Below are 15,044 nucleotides of genomic sequence, written 5' to 3' on the forward strand. Positions count from 1 at the left end.
GGCCAACAGTGTCAGATCTGCTTCCAGATCTCCCGCGGGAACGCGGCAAAGGCCAGCACCTCCTCCCGGGCGGCGTCCAGGTGCTCGCAGGCCGCTGGGTACTTCGCTTCCAAGGCGTCGATGACCCAGGCATGCTGGGCCCACACCGCTTCACTGGTGGGCTGGTCGAAGATCGTGCGCACCAGCGTGGCCACCCACGGCTGCGCCGACTTCGGGACCGTGGTGAGCAGGTTGCGCAGGTAATGAGTGCGGCAGCGCTGCCAGGACGCGCCCGGCAAGGTCGCGCCGATCGCCTCGACCAGCCCGGCATGGGCATCAGAGATAACCAGTTGCACCCCTGACAGGCCACGAGAGACCAGCCCGCGCAGGAAGGCCAGCCAGCCGGCGCCGTCCTCGGCCGAGGTGACCTCCAACCCCAAGATCTCCCGCTGGCCGCCTGCGTTGACCGCGGTGGCCACCAGGACATGCACGTTGATGATTCGTCCGCCCTCACGGACCTTCTGCGTCAGCGCGTCCAGCCAGACGAAGGCATACGGACCGGCGTCCAAGGCGCGGGTGCGGAAGGCCTCGACCTGGGCGTCGAGCACCTTGGCCATCTCGCTGACCTGGCTTTTGGAGATGTGCTTGATCCCGAGTTGCTCGACCAGCTTGTCCACCCTCCGTGTCGAGACCCCGAGCAGGTAGCTGGTGGCCACCACACTGATCAGCGCTTGTTCGGCCCGGCGACGCCGTTCCAGCAGCCAGTCCGGGAAGTAGGAGCCCGAGCGCAGCTTGGGGATCGCCAGCTCGACGGTGCCGGCCCGGGTGTCCCAGTCGCGGCTGCGGTAGCCGTTGCGCCGGTTGGTGCGCTCGTCGCTGCGGGTACGGTAGTCGGCGCCGCACAGACCGTCGGCCTCGGCCGACATCAATGCCTCGGCCATGGTCTTCACCATGGATCGCAACAGATCCGAGTCCCCGGTCTCGATCTGCTGAGCCAGCCAGGCGGCAGGGTCCACACTGTTGTTCACGGCCATCGCTTTGTTCTCCTTCGATCATGGTTTCGCAACCTGAAGGATCACGCGATGGCCGTCCTCATTTCACGGCGCCACGCCATCTAGCTGGGGAAACTCATACACCACCTCCGTGGACGCAACCGTCGCGTAAGCCCATGGGAGCCAGAACAGCCACGCTGCCCCGACGAGGGCTGTGAGGTACAGGCGGGGGATGCTGGGACGCTCCGTCCCAGGATGAGCTTCGGGGGCTCCGTCATTCCTGCCAAACTTGGCCGTATGCCACGCACGAACTCGTTCGAGCCAGGGAAGTCTCACGGACTCACGTTAAACGCGCATCCCCGCCCCGTCACGCCCCCAGCGTTGACAGCGTTGACGCGGAGCCTTGTTCGAGCACGTCAGGACGGCTCCTAAGGTGCCCGGCCGTGCGTTGACAAGGGGTGACAGGCGTTGACATGAAAGGAGACCCCGAGTTGCTGTCAACGGCTGTCATCGCGTGTCAACGCACGACCGCTCTCCCGAAAATACAGGTGACCTGCATGGACACTCGACCGTGTCAACGCTGTCACGCCTGTCAACGCTCCAGGGGGCAACCCTCGCGTCGTCCCTTCTCACCCCTCCTTGGGCTGGCTTGGGGAGTCGGTGCCATCGGCCCAGACGCGGATTACAGCCCTGTAGTGGCGAGAGACCTCGAACAGGTGCGCCAGCACCTCCGCCATCCGCCGCGGATCGTCGGCCGGCAGCTCTGTACTCCATATGCGTGTGTGCGGGTTCCAGGTGGCGACCTTGCCGATCATCTGGGTTTGAAAGGCGAAGTCCTCTTTTGAGAGCTCAGTGTTGGACACGATCGTGACTCTCAGCGTTGGAGCTTCCACGGGGGAGCGGTCCGGGGCAGGAGGTGAGACGGTCATGTTCATCACGTTTGCACGGACGCCGGCTTAAGAGGAGAGCGTGCAGGATAGAAGCTCTTCACCACCTCAAGGGCCGAGGAATAAAAGGCTGCATAATAAAGTATTTTAGGGCGTTCATCTCTGATCTCCGGCAGAGAGAAAATTGGTTTCGGCTGTGCTTTGCGCCCCTCATTGGCAATGATGCAAGCATGACTGGTGCGAACCCTGACTGGCTCGCTAATCGTGCATCCACAGAGATGGAGCGGGCCTCCTCGCCGCTGGGGAGATGCTGAAGTCGTACCGGTCTGCGAATGGACTCACGCAAGGCGAGCTTGCTGGCCGTCTCCTGATCGACCAGACATGCGTCTCCAAGATTGAACGTGGTGTCCGGGTCATCAAGGATGTGGATTTCCTCGCACGTGTCGCCGAACTGTTGGGCATTCCACTCAATGAGCTATATCCCGGGAATGGCCATCCCGCTCAGGCGGGAGCGTCTCCCGATCCGGTGGCGGCCAGCCAACGCCGGTGGCTGGAGGGCCGTCGTTACCTCAACCGGAACCGTGCCACCTTGGCTGCCGCGGCGGTGGCCATGTACCCCAAGGGCCTCCGGGTGCGTGATGTGCCGCTCAGCGCGACGGCGGATTGCCGAAGCGCTCGACAACTACTGAGCGTTTTGCGACTCAGTAGAGGCTGAGATGTCTGGCTGAACTCGACCCGTCGATTGACGGTCGAAAATACCACAAGAGCGCCAACACTACAAGTGTTGATGGATCTTGACTTCTTACATAACAAACATCGATCATTCTGACAGTTGTGTTATCGGGCATATCTAGCCATTGCGATACATCTTCGGGGATATGTGAATTTGCGATGCAATCTGCACGCAGAGCCAATCAAGCGGAACGGAGAGTAAAGCGATAGTTCGAGCATGCGCTGGGTCCTTGGCTTCGACGCTTCATGTGGGAGGTGCAGCCAAATCGCGGATGTCGCTAGGGACACCGCGCGGGGAAGGCTTGAAGTGCTGCCACTAGCGCACGAAGATATGCAGCGGTGGCGTACGGAAGTCCTTGGTGCCGATGCGCCATGGGTACCTACCCTTGTCCGAGTTGATGGCGATCGAATTCGTGCCTGGACAGGGCTTGCAATGGGTCTGCGTCTTCTTGTGCGCCTCGGCCCACAAACCGCCATCAAACTTTTTAAGGCTCTCGGCGAACTGAGCCACGCTGGTCAGGCGACAGAGTCGAGTCAAGATTCGGTCGGGCGACGACGCTTCTTCCAGTTAAGTGCGGGAATCAGCATCGCGGCCAGCATCGTCCTCACTGGCAAGGCGCCCGCCCTGGCCGACGACCCCGGGAAGGCTCGCGCCTGGGTGATGGCCAATCTCGACCGACTTCCACAGGACTATGTGGCGTTCTCCCAGCATAGCGCGCCTTATCGTAGGGCGATCTACGCGAAGCTTGATCCGAGCGTCAGGTCTCGCCTGTGGATCGATCACTTTGCGCAGTACCGTCGAACCCATCCCAACCTGTCGTCCAGGCAGCAGCGGATCTTGACCGATCTCGAAGCCTACGTCAGGATTGAATCAAACCTCCTAAGGCGCTCTCCGGATGAAGATAGGGGAGATGAACGCCTCAAGTTCGAGGTAATCGACGCATTCGGTAAGGATGAGGCGCGTAACTTGGTGGCCAACCTCGGCCCAGCGGAGCCAGTGCGGACTGGTCCTACCGATAACAATCTCGTCACCGCAGTCGATTGCGAATGTTCTCCCGAGAGCGATTGGTGCGGGGGTAGCTGGAAATGCTACTGGTATCGCGACTGTAGGAATCTCTGGGACGCATGCGGCTGGCTGCACAGCTACGACTGCACTGGCATGTGCATGTGCACGTGCGTGGTGGGCGACGATTCGCCAAGCGCCTAGGCTGCTTACTGAGGCAGACTAGTTAGGAAATCGGATAGAGTCCTCGATGGCTTTCATTGAGGATTCTATCTTTGTATTTCTGCCCACATCGTGGGCTACGTCTGCTGTGCTTCAGTGTCCCTTATTAGTACGCGAATAACTCCACGACGGGTTTCAGGGAGATCCGCGCCGAGGCGTGCCAGGACACTTACTGCATTACCCTGCCCCTCCCTAATGAGCCCTAACAGAAGGTGCTCGGTGCCGATATGTACGTTTCCGAGCTGGGCGGCCTCGTGGCGTGACAACTCCAGGATCCGCTCCCCCTGCCGGGTAAAAGAGACCTCCCCTGTAGGTTCGTGAGCCCCCTGTCCTATCCGCTGTTCAACCCTGGTTCGTACGTCCTGAGGGTTGATCCCCAGTTCTATTAGGACGTCTGAAGCAATCCCTGCATCAAAGCGGGTCAGCGCCAGCAGTAGGTGTTCAGAAGAGACCTGTCCATGGCGATGGGCGGCAGCCTCCTCCTTGGCCAAGTCGAGAACCTGAGTCGCGTTCTCGGTGAGTAGGAGATCTAAAGGCATGCGTAAGACTTTCCTTCTTCTCCGCATTCTCCGCATGGATTTTCTCCTATATACGGGACTGGACCGAAGGTCCGGATGTCAAGCATATTATCTTACATGGTGAAATTTCACTGGGCAATACTAAGGTGATATCAATGAATTCCTGGTAGGTGGCCGTGCTCGAAGTGGGTGAGGACGAGAGCCGTGCGGGCGATGTCGCTGATTTGGCTGGGGCTGACGGTGATGTGCTGGAGAGTGCGCCAGCGGCCTTTAAGCAGGGCGAATCCGTTTTTGCCGAGGCAGCGCAGGGCGCGCAGGAGTCGGTTGTAGGTGTGGTTGTCGAGGCTGAGGGTCTGCTCGGCGCAGCGGTCGGTCGGGATGAGGATGCCGTCCATGATCACGTACGCCAGTTGCTCGGCCTGGGCGCGGTCGAGAGCCTCGTGAAGATTCGGCGCCTGAGCTGCCAGAACCTCGATGCCTTCGTGGATGTAACGGTAGGCGGTGACGTGGGAGACGCGGTGATCGCGGCCGAGCCTGCAGATGTCGCTCTCGCCGCGGAACCAGCCCAGCACCATCAGCAGGGGAGGACGTCGAGTGATCGCGAACCAACCCGGAAACTTGCGCACGTATTTGGCGCAGCCAGCCGCAGTCGCCCGCCAGCAGTCGCCCGCCAGCAGCCGCACACCACCGCACACAGCATGAGAGCCCCTGGCCGGCGTACGCGCTGGTCAGAGGCTCTCTTGGCTGCTCATGCGAAGCGCGCCCTGCAGGATTCGAACCTGCGACCGTCGGATTAGAAGTGGAGGGCGCTTCTTACCCTTCGCGACGCTCCGACCTGGCGCTTCGTGGGCTGCCGAGTCTCCTCCGGGACCGGCTATTCCGCGCATACTCCGGATCTTGGAGTCCGCCTCTTCTGCCGGGCTTTCGGCAGTCTTCGGCGTCTCCACCACGTCGCCAGGATGAACCGTGACCAGCCACGTTATCCGGTGGGCTGAGGCTGAGGTACGAAGCCCCAACCCGTCGATCGCCCACAACCACGCACAAAGATCAGCCACCGCCAGGCGATCGTAAGAGCGGCCTCAGGCGCCGGCTTCCATCGCCTGGTCGGCGAAACGGAGAAGTCCGGCGATCCGGAGGTGGCAGTCGGCCGGATCTTGGCGTGAGAACGAGGAGCCCCTCCAGAGACCGTCGGGAGTGAGGAATCCCGGGGCGTGGTCCGTGCCCAGCATCTCGTCGAGGTGGAGGAGTCCGCCGAGGACCCAGTCCTGGTCGTAATGGCAGTCGCGCTGCGGCAGGTACCGCTCCAGGTAGGCGGTGAGAATGCCAGCGTCTTCCGGCTGCCCGAATCGGGTGATGGCGAAGCTGTATCCCTGACCGGCGTAGACGAGGTCGCTTTCCAGGAGGAGGTCGGTCAGAACTTCGCGGAACTGAGTACGCCGGTCAAGGCCGATGAGCCACGCCGCGGCGAGCCTTTCCCGCCAGCCGGCGAACTCTCCCCGTTGAAGCATGCGTTCAAGGTCGGCGTCGGTGACCTGTTGAGCGTCCTGGCCCAACGAGCGGAGAAACCTGGTTCGCTCCCAGTCGGCCAGGTTGACGAAGTTGCCATGAAGAAGATCAAGGTAACGGGCGGTTCCATGCTCCGGCGCGGCGACCGCATAGCGCTCAATGACCTCGACCGTCAGGTCGTCTATCGGATCAGTCATGGACACATCCTGACGTGCGACGCAAGAGCATGATGATCATTAGGGAGTCCTCGTGGTCAATGATGGGAGCCAGCCAGCAGAACTCACTTCCGGGAGCGCTTCAGCGGGTACCAACAGCCAGCGGTTTTACAGCCCGTGACCGTTCCGGCTGAGGCATGGCCTCTCACCTGCGACACGACCGCGTCTTGCCGCAATGGGATCCATGATCATTGCACACATATTGCATAGCGACCATTGAAGGCTCATTGATCGCCTGAGACCGCCATCGTTGCTGGGATGCCCGGGGAGGGGGCAGGTGGCCGTGTTCCCGCAGGAACGGCAGTCTCGGAGTCCACCCCGAAACCTGACGTCGAGCGACCTGAGTTTCAGACCTGTTTTCCAGTACGGCTGGAAACGGGCTCGCGCCGGTTGTCCGTGCGGGCGAGGAACGCTGGCGCTGCCGTCCCCGCATAGCCGAAAAGGCTTCCAGGCGGTCATGACTCATCCTGTGTAGGCACTCAGGTCCCATACCCGCACGGTCGCGTCGTCCAGTCCACCGCCGGTGACGACGACCGGTCGACCGTCCACCTGCCCGACCGCCACCGCCGCAACAGCATCGGTGTGGCCGGTCATCGGTTCGCCGATAGGTACACGGGTGGTCACGTCCCACATCCGTACGGTCCCGTCATCACCACCAGTGACGGCAACCGGTCGACCGTCCACCTGCCCGATCGCCACCCCAAAAACGGTGCCGACGCGGTCGCTCATCGGTTCGCCGATGGGTTTACGGGTGATCAGATCCCACACCCGCACGGTCCCGTCGTCCCAGCCGCCGCTCTCGTCGTCCCCGCCGCCATTCTCGTAGTCCAAGCCGCCACCGGTGACGGCGACCGGTCGGCCGTTGACCTGCCCGATCGCCACCGCATAGACGTCGCCGGTGTGGCCGGTCATCGGTTCGCCGATGGGTTTACGGGTGATCAGATCCCACACCCGCACGGTCTTGTCGGTGCTGCCGGTGACGGCGACCGGTCGGCCGTTGACCTGCCCGATCGCCACCCCAAAGATGTCGCCGGTGTGGCCGGTCATCGGTTCGCCGATGGGTTTACGGGTGATCAGATCCCACACCCGCACGGTCGCGTCGCCCGAGCCACCGCCGGTGACGGCAACCGGTCGACCGTCCACCTGCCCGACCGCCACCGCCGCAACAGCATCGGTATGGCCGGTCATCGGTTCGCCGATGGGTTTACGGGTGATCAGATCCCACACCCGCACGGTCGCGTCGTCCAAGCCACCGCCGGTGACAGCGACCGGTCGGCCGTCCACCTGCCCGACCGCCACCTCCATAACAACACCAGTGTGACCGGTCATCGGTTCGCCAATGAGGACGCGAGTAGTTAGATCCCACACCCGCACGGTTGCGTCATCACCACCGGTGACAGCGACCAGTCGGCCGTTGACCTGCCCGACCGCCACTGTCTGGACAGAGCCGGTATGGCGGCCCAACAGCTCTGCGGAAGGCCAGAAGTTCACGACGAGTGCGACAAGCACCACGCAGGCCATCGCCAGGACGATCCACCCGAGGCGTCGGCGGGAAAGCACCGGCCTCGCCGTCACAGCCGGAGCCATCGGGGTCCTGTTCCCAGTGGGAATCGTGTCCTCCGCGACCGTTATGACCGGCGTCGCGAGGTCGGCGGGTGAGGGCCGAGCGAGGTCGGGGGGAGCACTCGCGTGCGGCCCGGTCGTGTCGTGGCCGGATGCTTCGGGATCATCCATCTCCAGCCGACCCGTATCGGGCACCACGCACCGTCCTTTCTGTCCGACATCACACCTCGGGACGGCCGGGCGGAGCCATTCGGCCCCAGGTAGCCGAGAAAGCGAGCCGTCACGTCTGCTGTTCAGATCATGACGCCTCCTGCACCGTAGATCACGCTAAACGGTGATCAATCCTCACCCCGGAGCCATCGCATCCACAATCGCCTGACTCCCCGCGAGGTCCACGGCTCCCGTGATTCCCCTGGGCTTGCCCGTCCATACTGGTACGCGAGCGGTATACCCGGACCTTCTGATCCGTAGATTCCCGAACGATGTCCGGAGCCGTTCGGACTGGTTCACCATGCAGGCCACGCGTGGATTGCCTGTTCGTATCAGTCCAGCTCGGTCCGGAGCCGTGCGGTCCGTTGGCTCCCACATTGGCTCCCAGAATCGGAGCGCCGATGCTACATGGCGGTCTCACATGCCTGGCCGTATCAGGAGCGTCAGTCCTCGTAGTCCTCGAACTCCCACTCTCCGATTCGGCCGATCTTCGCGGCGAGTTCGGCCCAAGTGGGGGCTTCCAGTACGGCGATGCGGTCGCTCAGCCAATTGGTCACCTCGGTGGGATGAAGCTCTCGGACGAAGAGCCAGTGCCGGCCGATGAGAAAGGGATGATGTCGCAACTGGTCAGCGAGGGCCGGTGGAGTGCAGACGGTGAGCTGGAACCGCTCCTCTCCTGGCTCGCTCTGCGGGCCGACGTACATCTCCAGCAGTTCACAGGCGTGGGTGGGATCGCCGACACCCCGACTTTCAAGATCTGGCCAGCGAAAGTCGGCCACTCGTGCTCTCATCGTCCAATGATCGCTCAGTGAGTGGCGTGGTGGAGGAGCTGTCAGCTTGGGAAGTGTATGGAGTACAGCAGGCAGGGCTGCTGAGCTGGGCGCCAGGCTGGTCGTGAGTGACCGTGGTTGACCCCTCGTCCCCCTGTCTAATTGCACGCTAATTGCACGGCGGCCAGAGCTGGATTCCAGGTCAGGCGTGGTCGGTCACGTAGTCGAAGTACACGGTGAGACTTGGCCAGTCGCCGTCCTCGGTGATCTCGTTGTGCATGATCATGTCGTGGACTTCGACGTTGCCCAGGTCCTCGATGCTGTCTGCCACCCTGCGAAGGAGCGCGGGCACGTCTGCTTGTCCCGGTCCCTTCGGATTGGCCTGGGAGAAGTGGTGCATGGTCCAGGTGATCCGCTCGGACAAGTCGGGCCTTCCTCTGATCGCGTCGCTGTGACGCAGCATAGGGAGCATGGGGCCTCATGCCGCACACTCCGCCCGCCTGATCATCCCGTCTGCCGTCGACCCGCCCGTAGGGGAAGCGGGCCACGAGCCAGGGCGCCAGGTGGAGCGCCCCACTGGACGAACGACCTGGCGCCCTGGCTTGGGGTCTGCTCGGCTTGTCCCGGGTCGATGGCAGACGGGATGATCAGGCCTCCTACCTCAGCCACTAACGGGCCGGCGGTGATGAGCACGTCCTTGGCGATCCATCCCGGAGCCGGAGCGCCCCCGCCGGGGGCAAGAGCTTATTCGATCTTCTTCACGTTGTGCGATGGCCTGTTTGGAACACCGTGCTCTACGGTGTCGCCGTGGATGGGCACGGCTGGTTCGAATGTGACGAAGAGCTGGACGAGGCTCAGAATGCTTTCGTCGCAGCCTTGCGGACGCGTGCGCTGAGGTGGTCGGAGGACCCGGCATGTAGTGGCCTGCTACCGCCTGAGGACGGCTCTGCGCTCGTCGCGTACCTCGATATCGATGCGCCGAAGGAGAACCTTCTCCTGCTGACCGTCGGGGTTCATCTGGAGAGCCACCATCTGCGAGGTGATCGCCTCCACAACCAGGATTTCTCGCTGCCCGATACAGCGACCAGCTTCGCGGTAGACGTGTCAGGCTTTTCCGAGTACCTGGCGGAACAGGCCGCGGACTGGTTCGAGGCCATCATTGGCCGTTCCGTCGTCCGCTACGAATGGTTGCACGCCGACCAGGTCTACGCGTCCCGGTATCTCTTCTCTGACACGGGGGAAGCGCTGGTGCAGAGCTACAACCGTGTGCTTGCGCCTCCTGGTCAGCATGACTGTCTGATGCGCGCTGGGCATGTCTCTGGTCGGGGTTGGGTCGACACGCGAGGGCTGGGGGAGCCGGACCGTGTCGTTTGTGTCCGTGGGGCTGCGTTGTAGTTGTCGCTGACAGCCTTGCGCGTGGGATGCCGCGGAAGCGCACGCCCTGGAGCGGCGCGTCGCTGGGGTCGGCGAGTGGATTGGGTACGGCGGGTGCGCGGTGCGGTTACGGCCCGGGGCGCCGCCGGCCGGGACCGGCCCCCAGGCCGCACGCCCGGCCGGCGGGCGGCGGAGGGCCGGGTACGGCGGCGCGGCGCGCCGCCGCTTGATAACCATAAGAACAATTCGGCAGTGTGGCGGGATGCTCCAGAACGCTTTGGATTGCCTTGAGGTCCGTGTCACTGCCAGCAGTCGTGAGGAGGCGGATCGAATCTGTTCGGCAGTGGTAGGGCAACGGCTGGCCGCTGGTTGTCAGATCGTCGCCCCGATCGAGTCCACCTACTGGTGGGCGGGAGAGATTCAGCGCTCTGAGGAGTTGCTGCTGCTGATGAATACCACCGTTGAGCGATTCGAGGACCTTGCCCGGCGGGTGCGGGAGTTGCACTCGTATGAGGTGCCGCAGATCGTCGCAGTTGCATTGGTGGCCGGCACCGCTGACTACCTGGAGTGGATCAGGCGGGAGACGGCCCCAGACTCCGGCGCGTAGAGACGATGTCGCCGAGTAGTTCCCGGGCGGCCTGGTCCTGCTGGGTGGCGAGGGCCTTCTCCACCGTCGTGAGGTGCTGGAGGCCCCAGGTGGATTCGCCGCGCTGGACGGCGTCGAGTGCGCGGCGGGCGTAGGCGACTCCTTCGGCAACGTCGCCGATCTGGAGTTGGGCCTGGGCGATGTCGGCGTAGATGACGGCCACCTTCTTGTGGTCGGCGTCCTGGGCGACGGCCGACAGCGCGGCCTGGCCGGCCTCGATCACTCGGCGTTCGTCGCCGAGCCGTACGTAGGTGGACAGTTGGAAGGCGGCCATGCGGCCAGGGTCGAGGAAGCGGGTCCAGGCGCGTTCGCGGTGGGGTCGTGCACGGCCGTAGGCCTCTTCGGCCTGGTGCAGCAGATCGATGGCGCGTCGGTCGCCAAGGGCGGCCAGCTCCTCGGCCTCCCGGCTGAGCAGCCATGCCCGGGTGGCGTCGTCGCCTTGGGCGGGAAGGAACTGCTGGGCCTGCCGTACGGCCTCGTGGGCGTCGTGGCCTTCGACGGCATACGACCTGTAGGCATAGGTACAGGCCTGGATGATCGGGTGTCCGCTCTCCTTGGCGGCCAGAGCGGAGACACGCTCGAATGAGGCGGACTGACCGACCTGCTTGAGGTCCCAGGCGATCCAGGAGGCAAGGGTGGCTGCTTCGCCGGCGGTTGCCGCCAGGCGTCGGCGGAACCGGTCGGGCGGGCCGCTCTGAAGCAGGTTGCTCAGTTCGTTGATGTGCGTGGTGAGCCCTTGGTAGATGGCGCGGGCGGGGAGCACGTACTCCAGGCGGTGGAAGCCGATGGTGCGGGCTTCGAGGCGTTCGATGGTGTCTTCGTCGAGTGCCTGGGGTCCGGTCAGCGCGCGGGACAGGCGCTCCCAGGGGTCGGCGATGGTGGCCGCGGTTTCGGCGGTCATTCCAGCGGCGAGGATGAGCATCGTTCGGCGGTCCACGTGAGCGTCCAGCCTTCCCACAATCCAGGCCAGGGTCAGAACGTCGACGTCCCATGGATCGGCGCCCTGAGGCTGGCCAACGGCAACAGCGCTCTCCAGGCTAAGCAAGGCACTTGTTGGCGTTCCATCCCGAGACGGGATGACTGAGGCGGGATGGGGGACGGCGTCGATCACCCGTGGTGCTGCCGGCCAGGTGGGAGCCAGGCCCAGAGCCATGCGGGCGGAGTCGGGCATGCGCAGACCCTCGGCGATGCGCTCGAACACCTCGAAGGAAGTGACCTGGGCGGCCCCCTTCATGATCTCGCTGACCTTGCCCTGGCTGAGATTCACCGCGACACCGATACGGGTCTGACTGAACCCTGTGTATTGGCGGATTAGCCGGAAGAGTTGACCGATATTACGGTTTCGGAGGGCCGTCAGCATTTCAGGGCGTTGCCACAGTTTCGGCAGGATAACGACTGGTTCAGTCGCTTCTGCGGGCATAGGACGCGTCCCCTTTTGCACTTGGGCTGCCGGATATCCAACGCTTCCCGCTGAGGGTTATCCCGTCAAGGGATATCGACTATTCAGCCGGAGGATTCCGGCTCGGGATGGGTTACGTAAGTCCAGGTGAACACCCTTGACCCATGATTGCCGAGGGTGAGCCGACGAATGAGGGGTGCGAGGCCTGCTGCGGTCGCGGCTGGCGTTGGATCCGCAGGAGCCGCGCGGACGTCGAGTTCCGCATTGACGGCCAGGTTGTGAAGCCGGTCCGGGTCGAGTGCTTCGACTGCTCAGGCCTCGGCGAGGTGGCGGCCTAATGGAGATGCACGAGCTTCCGGCCATCAGACGGAACAGAGCGACCACGCCTCTGAACGCGGCACGGCGATTACATGATGAGTTGGCGGAGTTGGGGATCGCCTCGGACGTTCACGATGGGTACGGGCTCGCGCTGGTGTCGGTCTGGTTCGGGCTGGTCGTGTGGACCGATGGTCACGTTTTCCGGTGGGGCACGGGCGAGGGGCCGGAGCGTGATCGTCGTGGATGGCATGCCTTCGGCCCTGCCGATGATCCGGTGACGACTGCATGCCGGGTGGCCGACCGCTACGCGGAGCTGCGCAGGACGCATCCCCATCCGGGACCGAGCCCATGGGCTCCGCAGTGATCGGGGAAGGCGGTTGCCTGAGCCCGCACGTGGTGATGCCACTACGTGATCACATGCGGCTGGTCTGGCATGCGCCGTACAAGGGTGTGACGCGACTGCGTGTGAACGCCTGGACCTGTCACTGCCGGGCCACGATGTATGAGCTGTGCCATGCCGGAGGACAGGCGTTCATCCGGCGCACGCTCCAGCTCGATGACAACCGGCAAGTTCACGAGACCTATCGCTGGCCGATCCGTGAGGCCGACGATGTATGGAGGGCGTTGCTCTCCGGCAAGGCCCGATAGGCGGGCGCGGCGGCATGGTCCACCCCCGTGCCCATGCCGCCGCGTCGCGGGGTGACGACTTCCTGTCGGATGAAGCCCTTCGCATCTTTAACATGCGCTGATAGCCTGCTTGACTAGACAGGCATGTTGAATGTGAGGCTTTAATGTCGTTTGAATACACGCCTCCCAAGTACGCGCAGTTGATCGCCGAGCTGGAACGGCGTATCGACTCCGGCGAGTACCCTGCGGGCTCGCTGCTGCCCAGCGAACACACGCTCATGGCGGAGTTCGGGATGGCACGGCCCACGGTGGTCAAGGCGCTCGGCGTACTTCGCGATCAAGGCTGGATCGTCACGCAGCAGGGCAAGGGCCGTTTCGTACGCGGCCGCCCGGCGATGCCCACGAGCCAACAGGCTCGGGCGGGCCGCGAACTCCTTGATCGGACAGAGACCCAGGTCGCGAGCAAGCTGCTCACGGCCGGACCGGTGGAGGCCCCTAACCGCATCGCCGCCTACCTGGGCATCGAGCCGAAATCCCCCGTCACCCTGCGCAAGATCCTGGTGGAGCGCGACGGCGAACCGACCGAGATCTCCGCAACGTGGGTACCGGCGGAAATCGGCGAGGGTACAGCGCTGGCCGAGTCGACCGATCTCCGGCAGGGGATCCGGCGCTACGTGGAGAGTGCCGCCGGCGTCTCCCTGGATCACATCATCGAGCACATCACCGCGCGCAACCCCACGGCCGACGAGCGCGAGCTCCTGGACGTGAAGAGCTCGGCTGCGCTGCTGACCGTCTACGCCGTCGCCTGCGACGCCACCGGCAAGCCGTGGGCCGTGGTGGAGACGGTTCTCCCGGGTGATCGCCACGAGCTGGAAGACGCCTACCCGATCCGGTAATCAAACTTTCCTCACGAAGCCCGCTTGGTGCACTTGACTAACCAAGCGGGCTTCGTGCTTAATGAAGATGCAACTTGGTCAGTCAAGCAGACTGGCCAGTCAAGACAAGGAGATGTTGCGCTATGGCTATCCAGGGCCCCATCCCGATCGGCTTCGACCAGGTCTTCCCGCACGGCTGCTACATCGTCGGCGAGGTCGAGCAGGTCAAGGACTTCGACGCCTCCACCAACGGCCGCACCGTCTACGCCAAGGACAAGACCACCGGCGAACTCGTCTGGCAGGTCGCCGTCATGGACGCCGACCCCACCGTCAAGGCCGGCCAGAAGACCGTGTCGGTCAAGATCCTGTCCCCGGTCCAGCCGGTTCCCCCGGCCCCGCTGCCGGGCCTGCCGTTCACGCCGGTCGAGTTCGACGCCATGACCGTCACGCCGTACGTCGGCCAGAACACCGGCCGCCTGGCCTGGTCCATCCGGGCCCGCGCGATGCGCGCCCCCCGCACCGCTGGCACTCCCACCAAGAACACCGTCACCACCGCAAAGGACGCCGCCTGATGACCCGTCGCAGAACCCACCGCGTCAGCATCATCACCCTGAACACCGGCCGTGGTGCCCACGCGACCAGCCACCCCTACCCGTCCCGCACGCCGGTCCTGGCGCTCGACTTCGGCGCCCTGTCGGTCCTGGTCACCACCACGGCCGGCGACCAGGTCACCGGCGCCGACGTCGCCTTCGCCCGCCAGCTCGCCTGTGAGGCCGACCGGTTCGCCCGCTCGGTCGAGCGCTCCTTCCACGGCCTGGCCAACGGACGGGGCGCGGCGGCATGAGCGAGCGCAAGCCCTACACCTACCTGACCGCGTCGATTGACGAGGGAGTCACCCGGCTCAACGTCGCCTTCTACACCGCCGACCTACAGGTCATGGTGCTGGGCGTCGGAGAGGGACGGCCGACCCTGGACTTCTACAGCGCCGAGGGCGAGCTGAAGATCTCCACCACCGGAGCCGGACCGGTCACCGCCGCCGATGTCGCCCTGGCCCGGAAGATCACCGACGCCGCCGCCTGCTACCTGGCCGAATGCCAGCGCCTGCACACCCAGCAGCAGGACAACCCCGACCGGGCCGACGAGAGCGCGGCCTGACATGAGGCGGGGCCGCTGGAACTGGTCCTTCCGGCGGCCCCTCATCTCCCCGG

17 protein-coding genes and 1 pseudogene are annotated in these 15,044 nt (G+C 64.2%); 9 read left to right on the forward strand and 9 right to left on the reverse strand.

Annotation, left to right across the window (positions count from 1 at the left end; translation table 11 throughout):
* Window positions 1–14 precede the first annotated feature (14 nt).
* A pseudogene (locus J2S55_RS26290) lies at window positions 15–1,013 on the reverse strand (IS256 family transposase); the annotation flags it as partial.
* Between the two features lie 587 nt (window positions 1,014–1,600).
* Window positions 1,601–1,834, reverse strand: coding sequence for a hypothetical protein (locus J2S55_RS26295; RefSeq protein WP_306866067.1), 234 nt, complete (start codon window positions 1,832–1,834; stop codon window positions 1,601–1,603).
* A gap of 331 nt (window positions 1,835–2,165) precedes the next feature.
* On the opposite strand from J2S55_RS26295, the gene J2S55_RS26300 reads away from it, so the two are divergent.
* Together J2S55_RS26300 and J2S55_RS26305 are read left to right on the forward strand one after the other, a co-directional pair.
* Window positions 2,166–2,573, forward strand: coding sequence for a helix-turn-helix domain-containing protein (locus tag J2S55_RS26300; RefSeq protein WP_306866070.1), 408 nt, complete (start codon window positions 2,166–2,168; stop codon window positions 2,571–2,573).
* A 450-nt stretch (window positions 2,574–3,023) separates the two neighbouring features.
* Window positions 3,024–3,797, forward strand: a complete 774-nt coding sequence (locus J2S55_RS26305) for a bacteriocin fulvocin C-related protein (RefSeq protein ID WP_306866073.1) — start codon at window positions 3,024–3,026, stop codon at window positions 3,795–3,797.
* A 95-nt stretch (window positions 3,798–3,892) separates the two neighbouring features.
* On the opposite strand, the gene J2S55_RS26310 is transcribed toward J2S55_RS26305, so the two are convergent.
* The 6 genes from J2S55_RS26310 to J2S55_RS26335 all read right to left on the reverse strand — a co-directional run bounded on the left by J2S55_RS26310 (window position 3,893) and on the right by J2S55_RS26335 (window position 9,021).
* Window positions 3,893–4,354, reverse strand: a complete 462-nt coding sequence (locus tag J2S55_RS26310) for a Clp protease N-terminal domain-containing protein (protein ID WP_306866076.1) — start codon at window positions 4,352–4,354, stop codon at window positions 3,893–3,895.
* A 131-nt stretch (window positions 4,355–4,485) separates the two neighbouring features.
* Window positions 4,486–5,016, reverse strand: coding sequence for a transposase family protein (locus J2S55_RS26315; protein WP_306866078.1), 531 nt, complete (start codon window positions 5,014–5,016; stop codon window positions 4,486–4,488).
* 396 nt (window positions 5,017–5,412) lie between these two features.
* Window positions 5,413–6,036 carry a DUF6000 family protein gene (locus J2S55_RS26320; protein WP_306866081.1) on the reverse strand — a complete coding sequence of 208 codons (624 nt, stop codon included), beginning with the start codon at window positions 6,034–6,036 and terminating at the stop codon, window positions 5,413–5,415.
* 480 nt (window positions 6,037–6,516) lie between these two features.
* Window positions 6,517–7,575, reverse strand: a complete 1,059-nt coding sequence (locus J2S55_RS26325; protein ID WP_306866085.1) for a WD40 repeat domain-containing protein — start codon at window positions 7,573–7,575, stop codon at window positions 6,517–6,519.
* Window positions 7,576–8,270: 695 nt separating this feature from the next.
* Complete coding sequence (locus tag J2S55_RS26330) at window positions 8,271–8,606, reverse strand: Imm8 family immunity protein (RefSeq protein WP_306866088.1); 336 nt, start codon at window positions 8,604–8,606, stop codon at window positions 8,271–8,273.
* Between the two features lie 193 nt (window positions 8,607–8,799).
* Window positions 8,800–9,021 carry a hypothetical protein gene (locus J2S55_RS26335; protein ID WP_306866091.1) on the reverse strand — a complete coding sequence of 74 codons (222 nt, stop codon included), beginning with the start codon at window positions 9,019–9,021 and terminating at the stop codon, window positions 8,800–8,802.
* A gap of 365 nt (window positions 9,022–9,386) precedes the next feature.
* Here J2S55_RS26335 and J2S55_RS26340 point away from each other — a divergent pair, with 365 nt between their 5' ends.
* On the forward strand, window positions 9,387–9,992 hold the full coding sequence (locus J2S55_RS26340) for a hypothetical protein (RefSeq protein ID WP_306866093.1): 606 nt from the start codon (window positions 9,387–9,389) through the stop codon (window positions 9,990–9,992).
* A 241-nt stretch (window positions 9,993–10,233) separates the two neighbouring features.
* Window positions 10,234–10,578 (forward strand): divalent-cation tolerance protein CutA, encoded by a 345-nt coding sequence (gene cutA / locus J2S55_RS26345; protein WP_306866096.1) that lies wholly within the window; start codon window positions 10,234–10,236, stop codon window positions 10,576–10,578.
* Here the strand turns inward: cutA and J2S55_RS26350 are convergent.
* Complete coding sequence (locus J2S55_RS26350) at window positions 10,544–12,037, reverse strand: NsdA family TPR-like regulatory protein (RefSeq protein WP_306866099.1); 1,494 nt, start codon at window positions 12,035–12,037, stop codon at window positions 10,544–10,546. The two genes, cutA and J2S55_RS26350, sit on opposite strands and share 35 nt — an antisense overlap.
* A gap of 645 nt (window positions 12,038–12,682) precedes the next feature.
* On the opposite strand from J2S55_RS26350, the gene J2S55_RS26355 reads away from it, so the two are divergent.
* From J2S55_RS26355 to J2S55_RS26375, 5 genes are all read left to right on the forward strand, one after another.
* On the forward strand, window positions 12,683–12,982 hold the full coding sequence (locus tag J2S55_RS26355) for a hypothetical protein (protein ID WP_306866102.1): 300 nt from the start codon (window positions 12,683–12,685) through the stop codon (window positions 12,980–12,982).
* 143 nt (window positions 12,983–13,125) lie between these two features.
* Complete coding sequence (locus J2S55_RS26360) at window positions 13,126–13,857, forward strand: GntR family transcriptional regulator (RefSeq protein ID WP_306866105.1); 732 nt, start codon at window positions 13,126–13,128, stop codon at window positions 13,855–13,857.
* 122 nt (window positions 13,858–13,979) lie between these two features.
* Complete coding sequence (locus tag J2S55_RS26365; RefSeq protein WP_306866107.1) at window positions 13,980–14,408, forward strand: plasmid replication, integration and excision activator; 429 nt, start codon at window positions 13,980–13,982, stop codon at window positions 14,406–14,408.
* Window positions 14,408–14,680, forward strand: a complete 273-nt coding sequence (locus J2S55_RS26370) for a hypothetical protein (RefSeq protein ID WP_306866109.1) — start codon at window positions 14,408–14,410, stop codon at window positions 14,678–14,680. Before J2S55_RS26365 ends, J2S55_RS26370 begins: the two co-directional genes overlap by 1 nt.
* Complete coding sequence (locus J2S55_RS26375) at window positions 14,677–14,991, forward strand: hypothetical protein (protein WP_306866112.1); 315 nt, start codon at window positions 14,677–14,679, stop codon at window positions 14,989–14,991. Before J2S55_RS26370 ends, J2S55_RS26375 begins: the two co-directional genes overlap by 4 nt.
* Window positions 14,992–15,044: the final 53 nt, after the last annotated feature.

It is taken from the genome of Streptosporangium brasiliense (assembly GCF_030811595.1).
GTDB lineage: Bacteria > Actinomycetota > Actinomycetes > Streptosporangiales > Streptosporangiaceae > Streptosporangium > Streptosporangium brasiliense.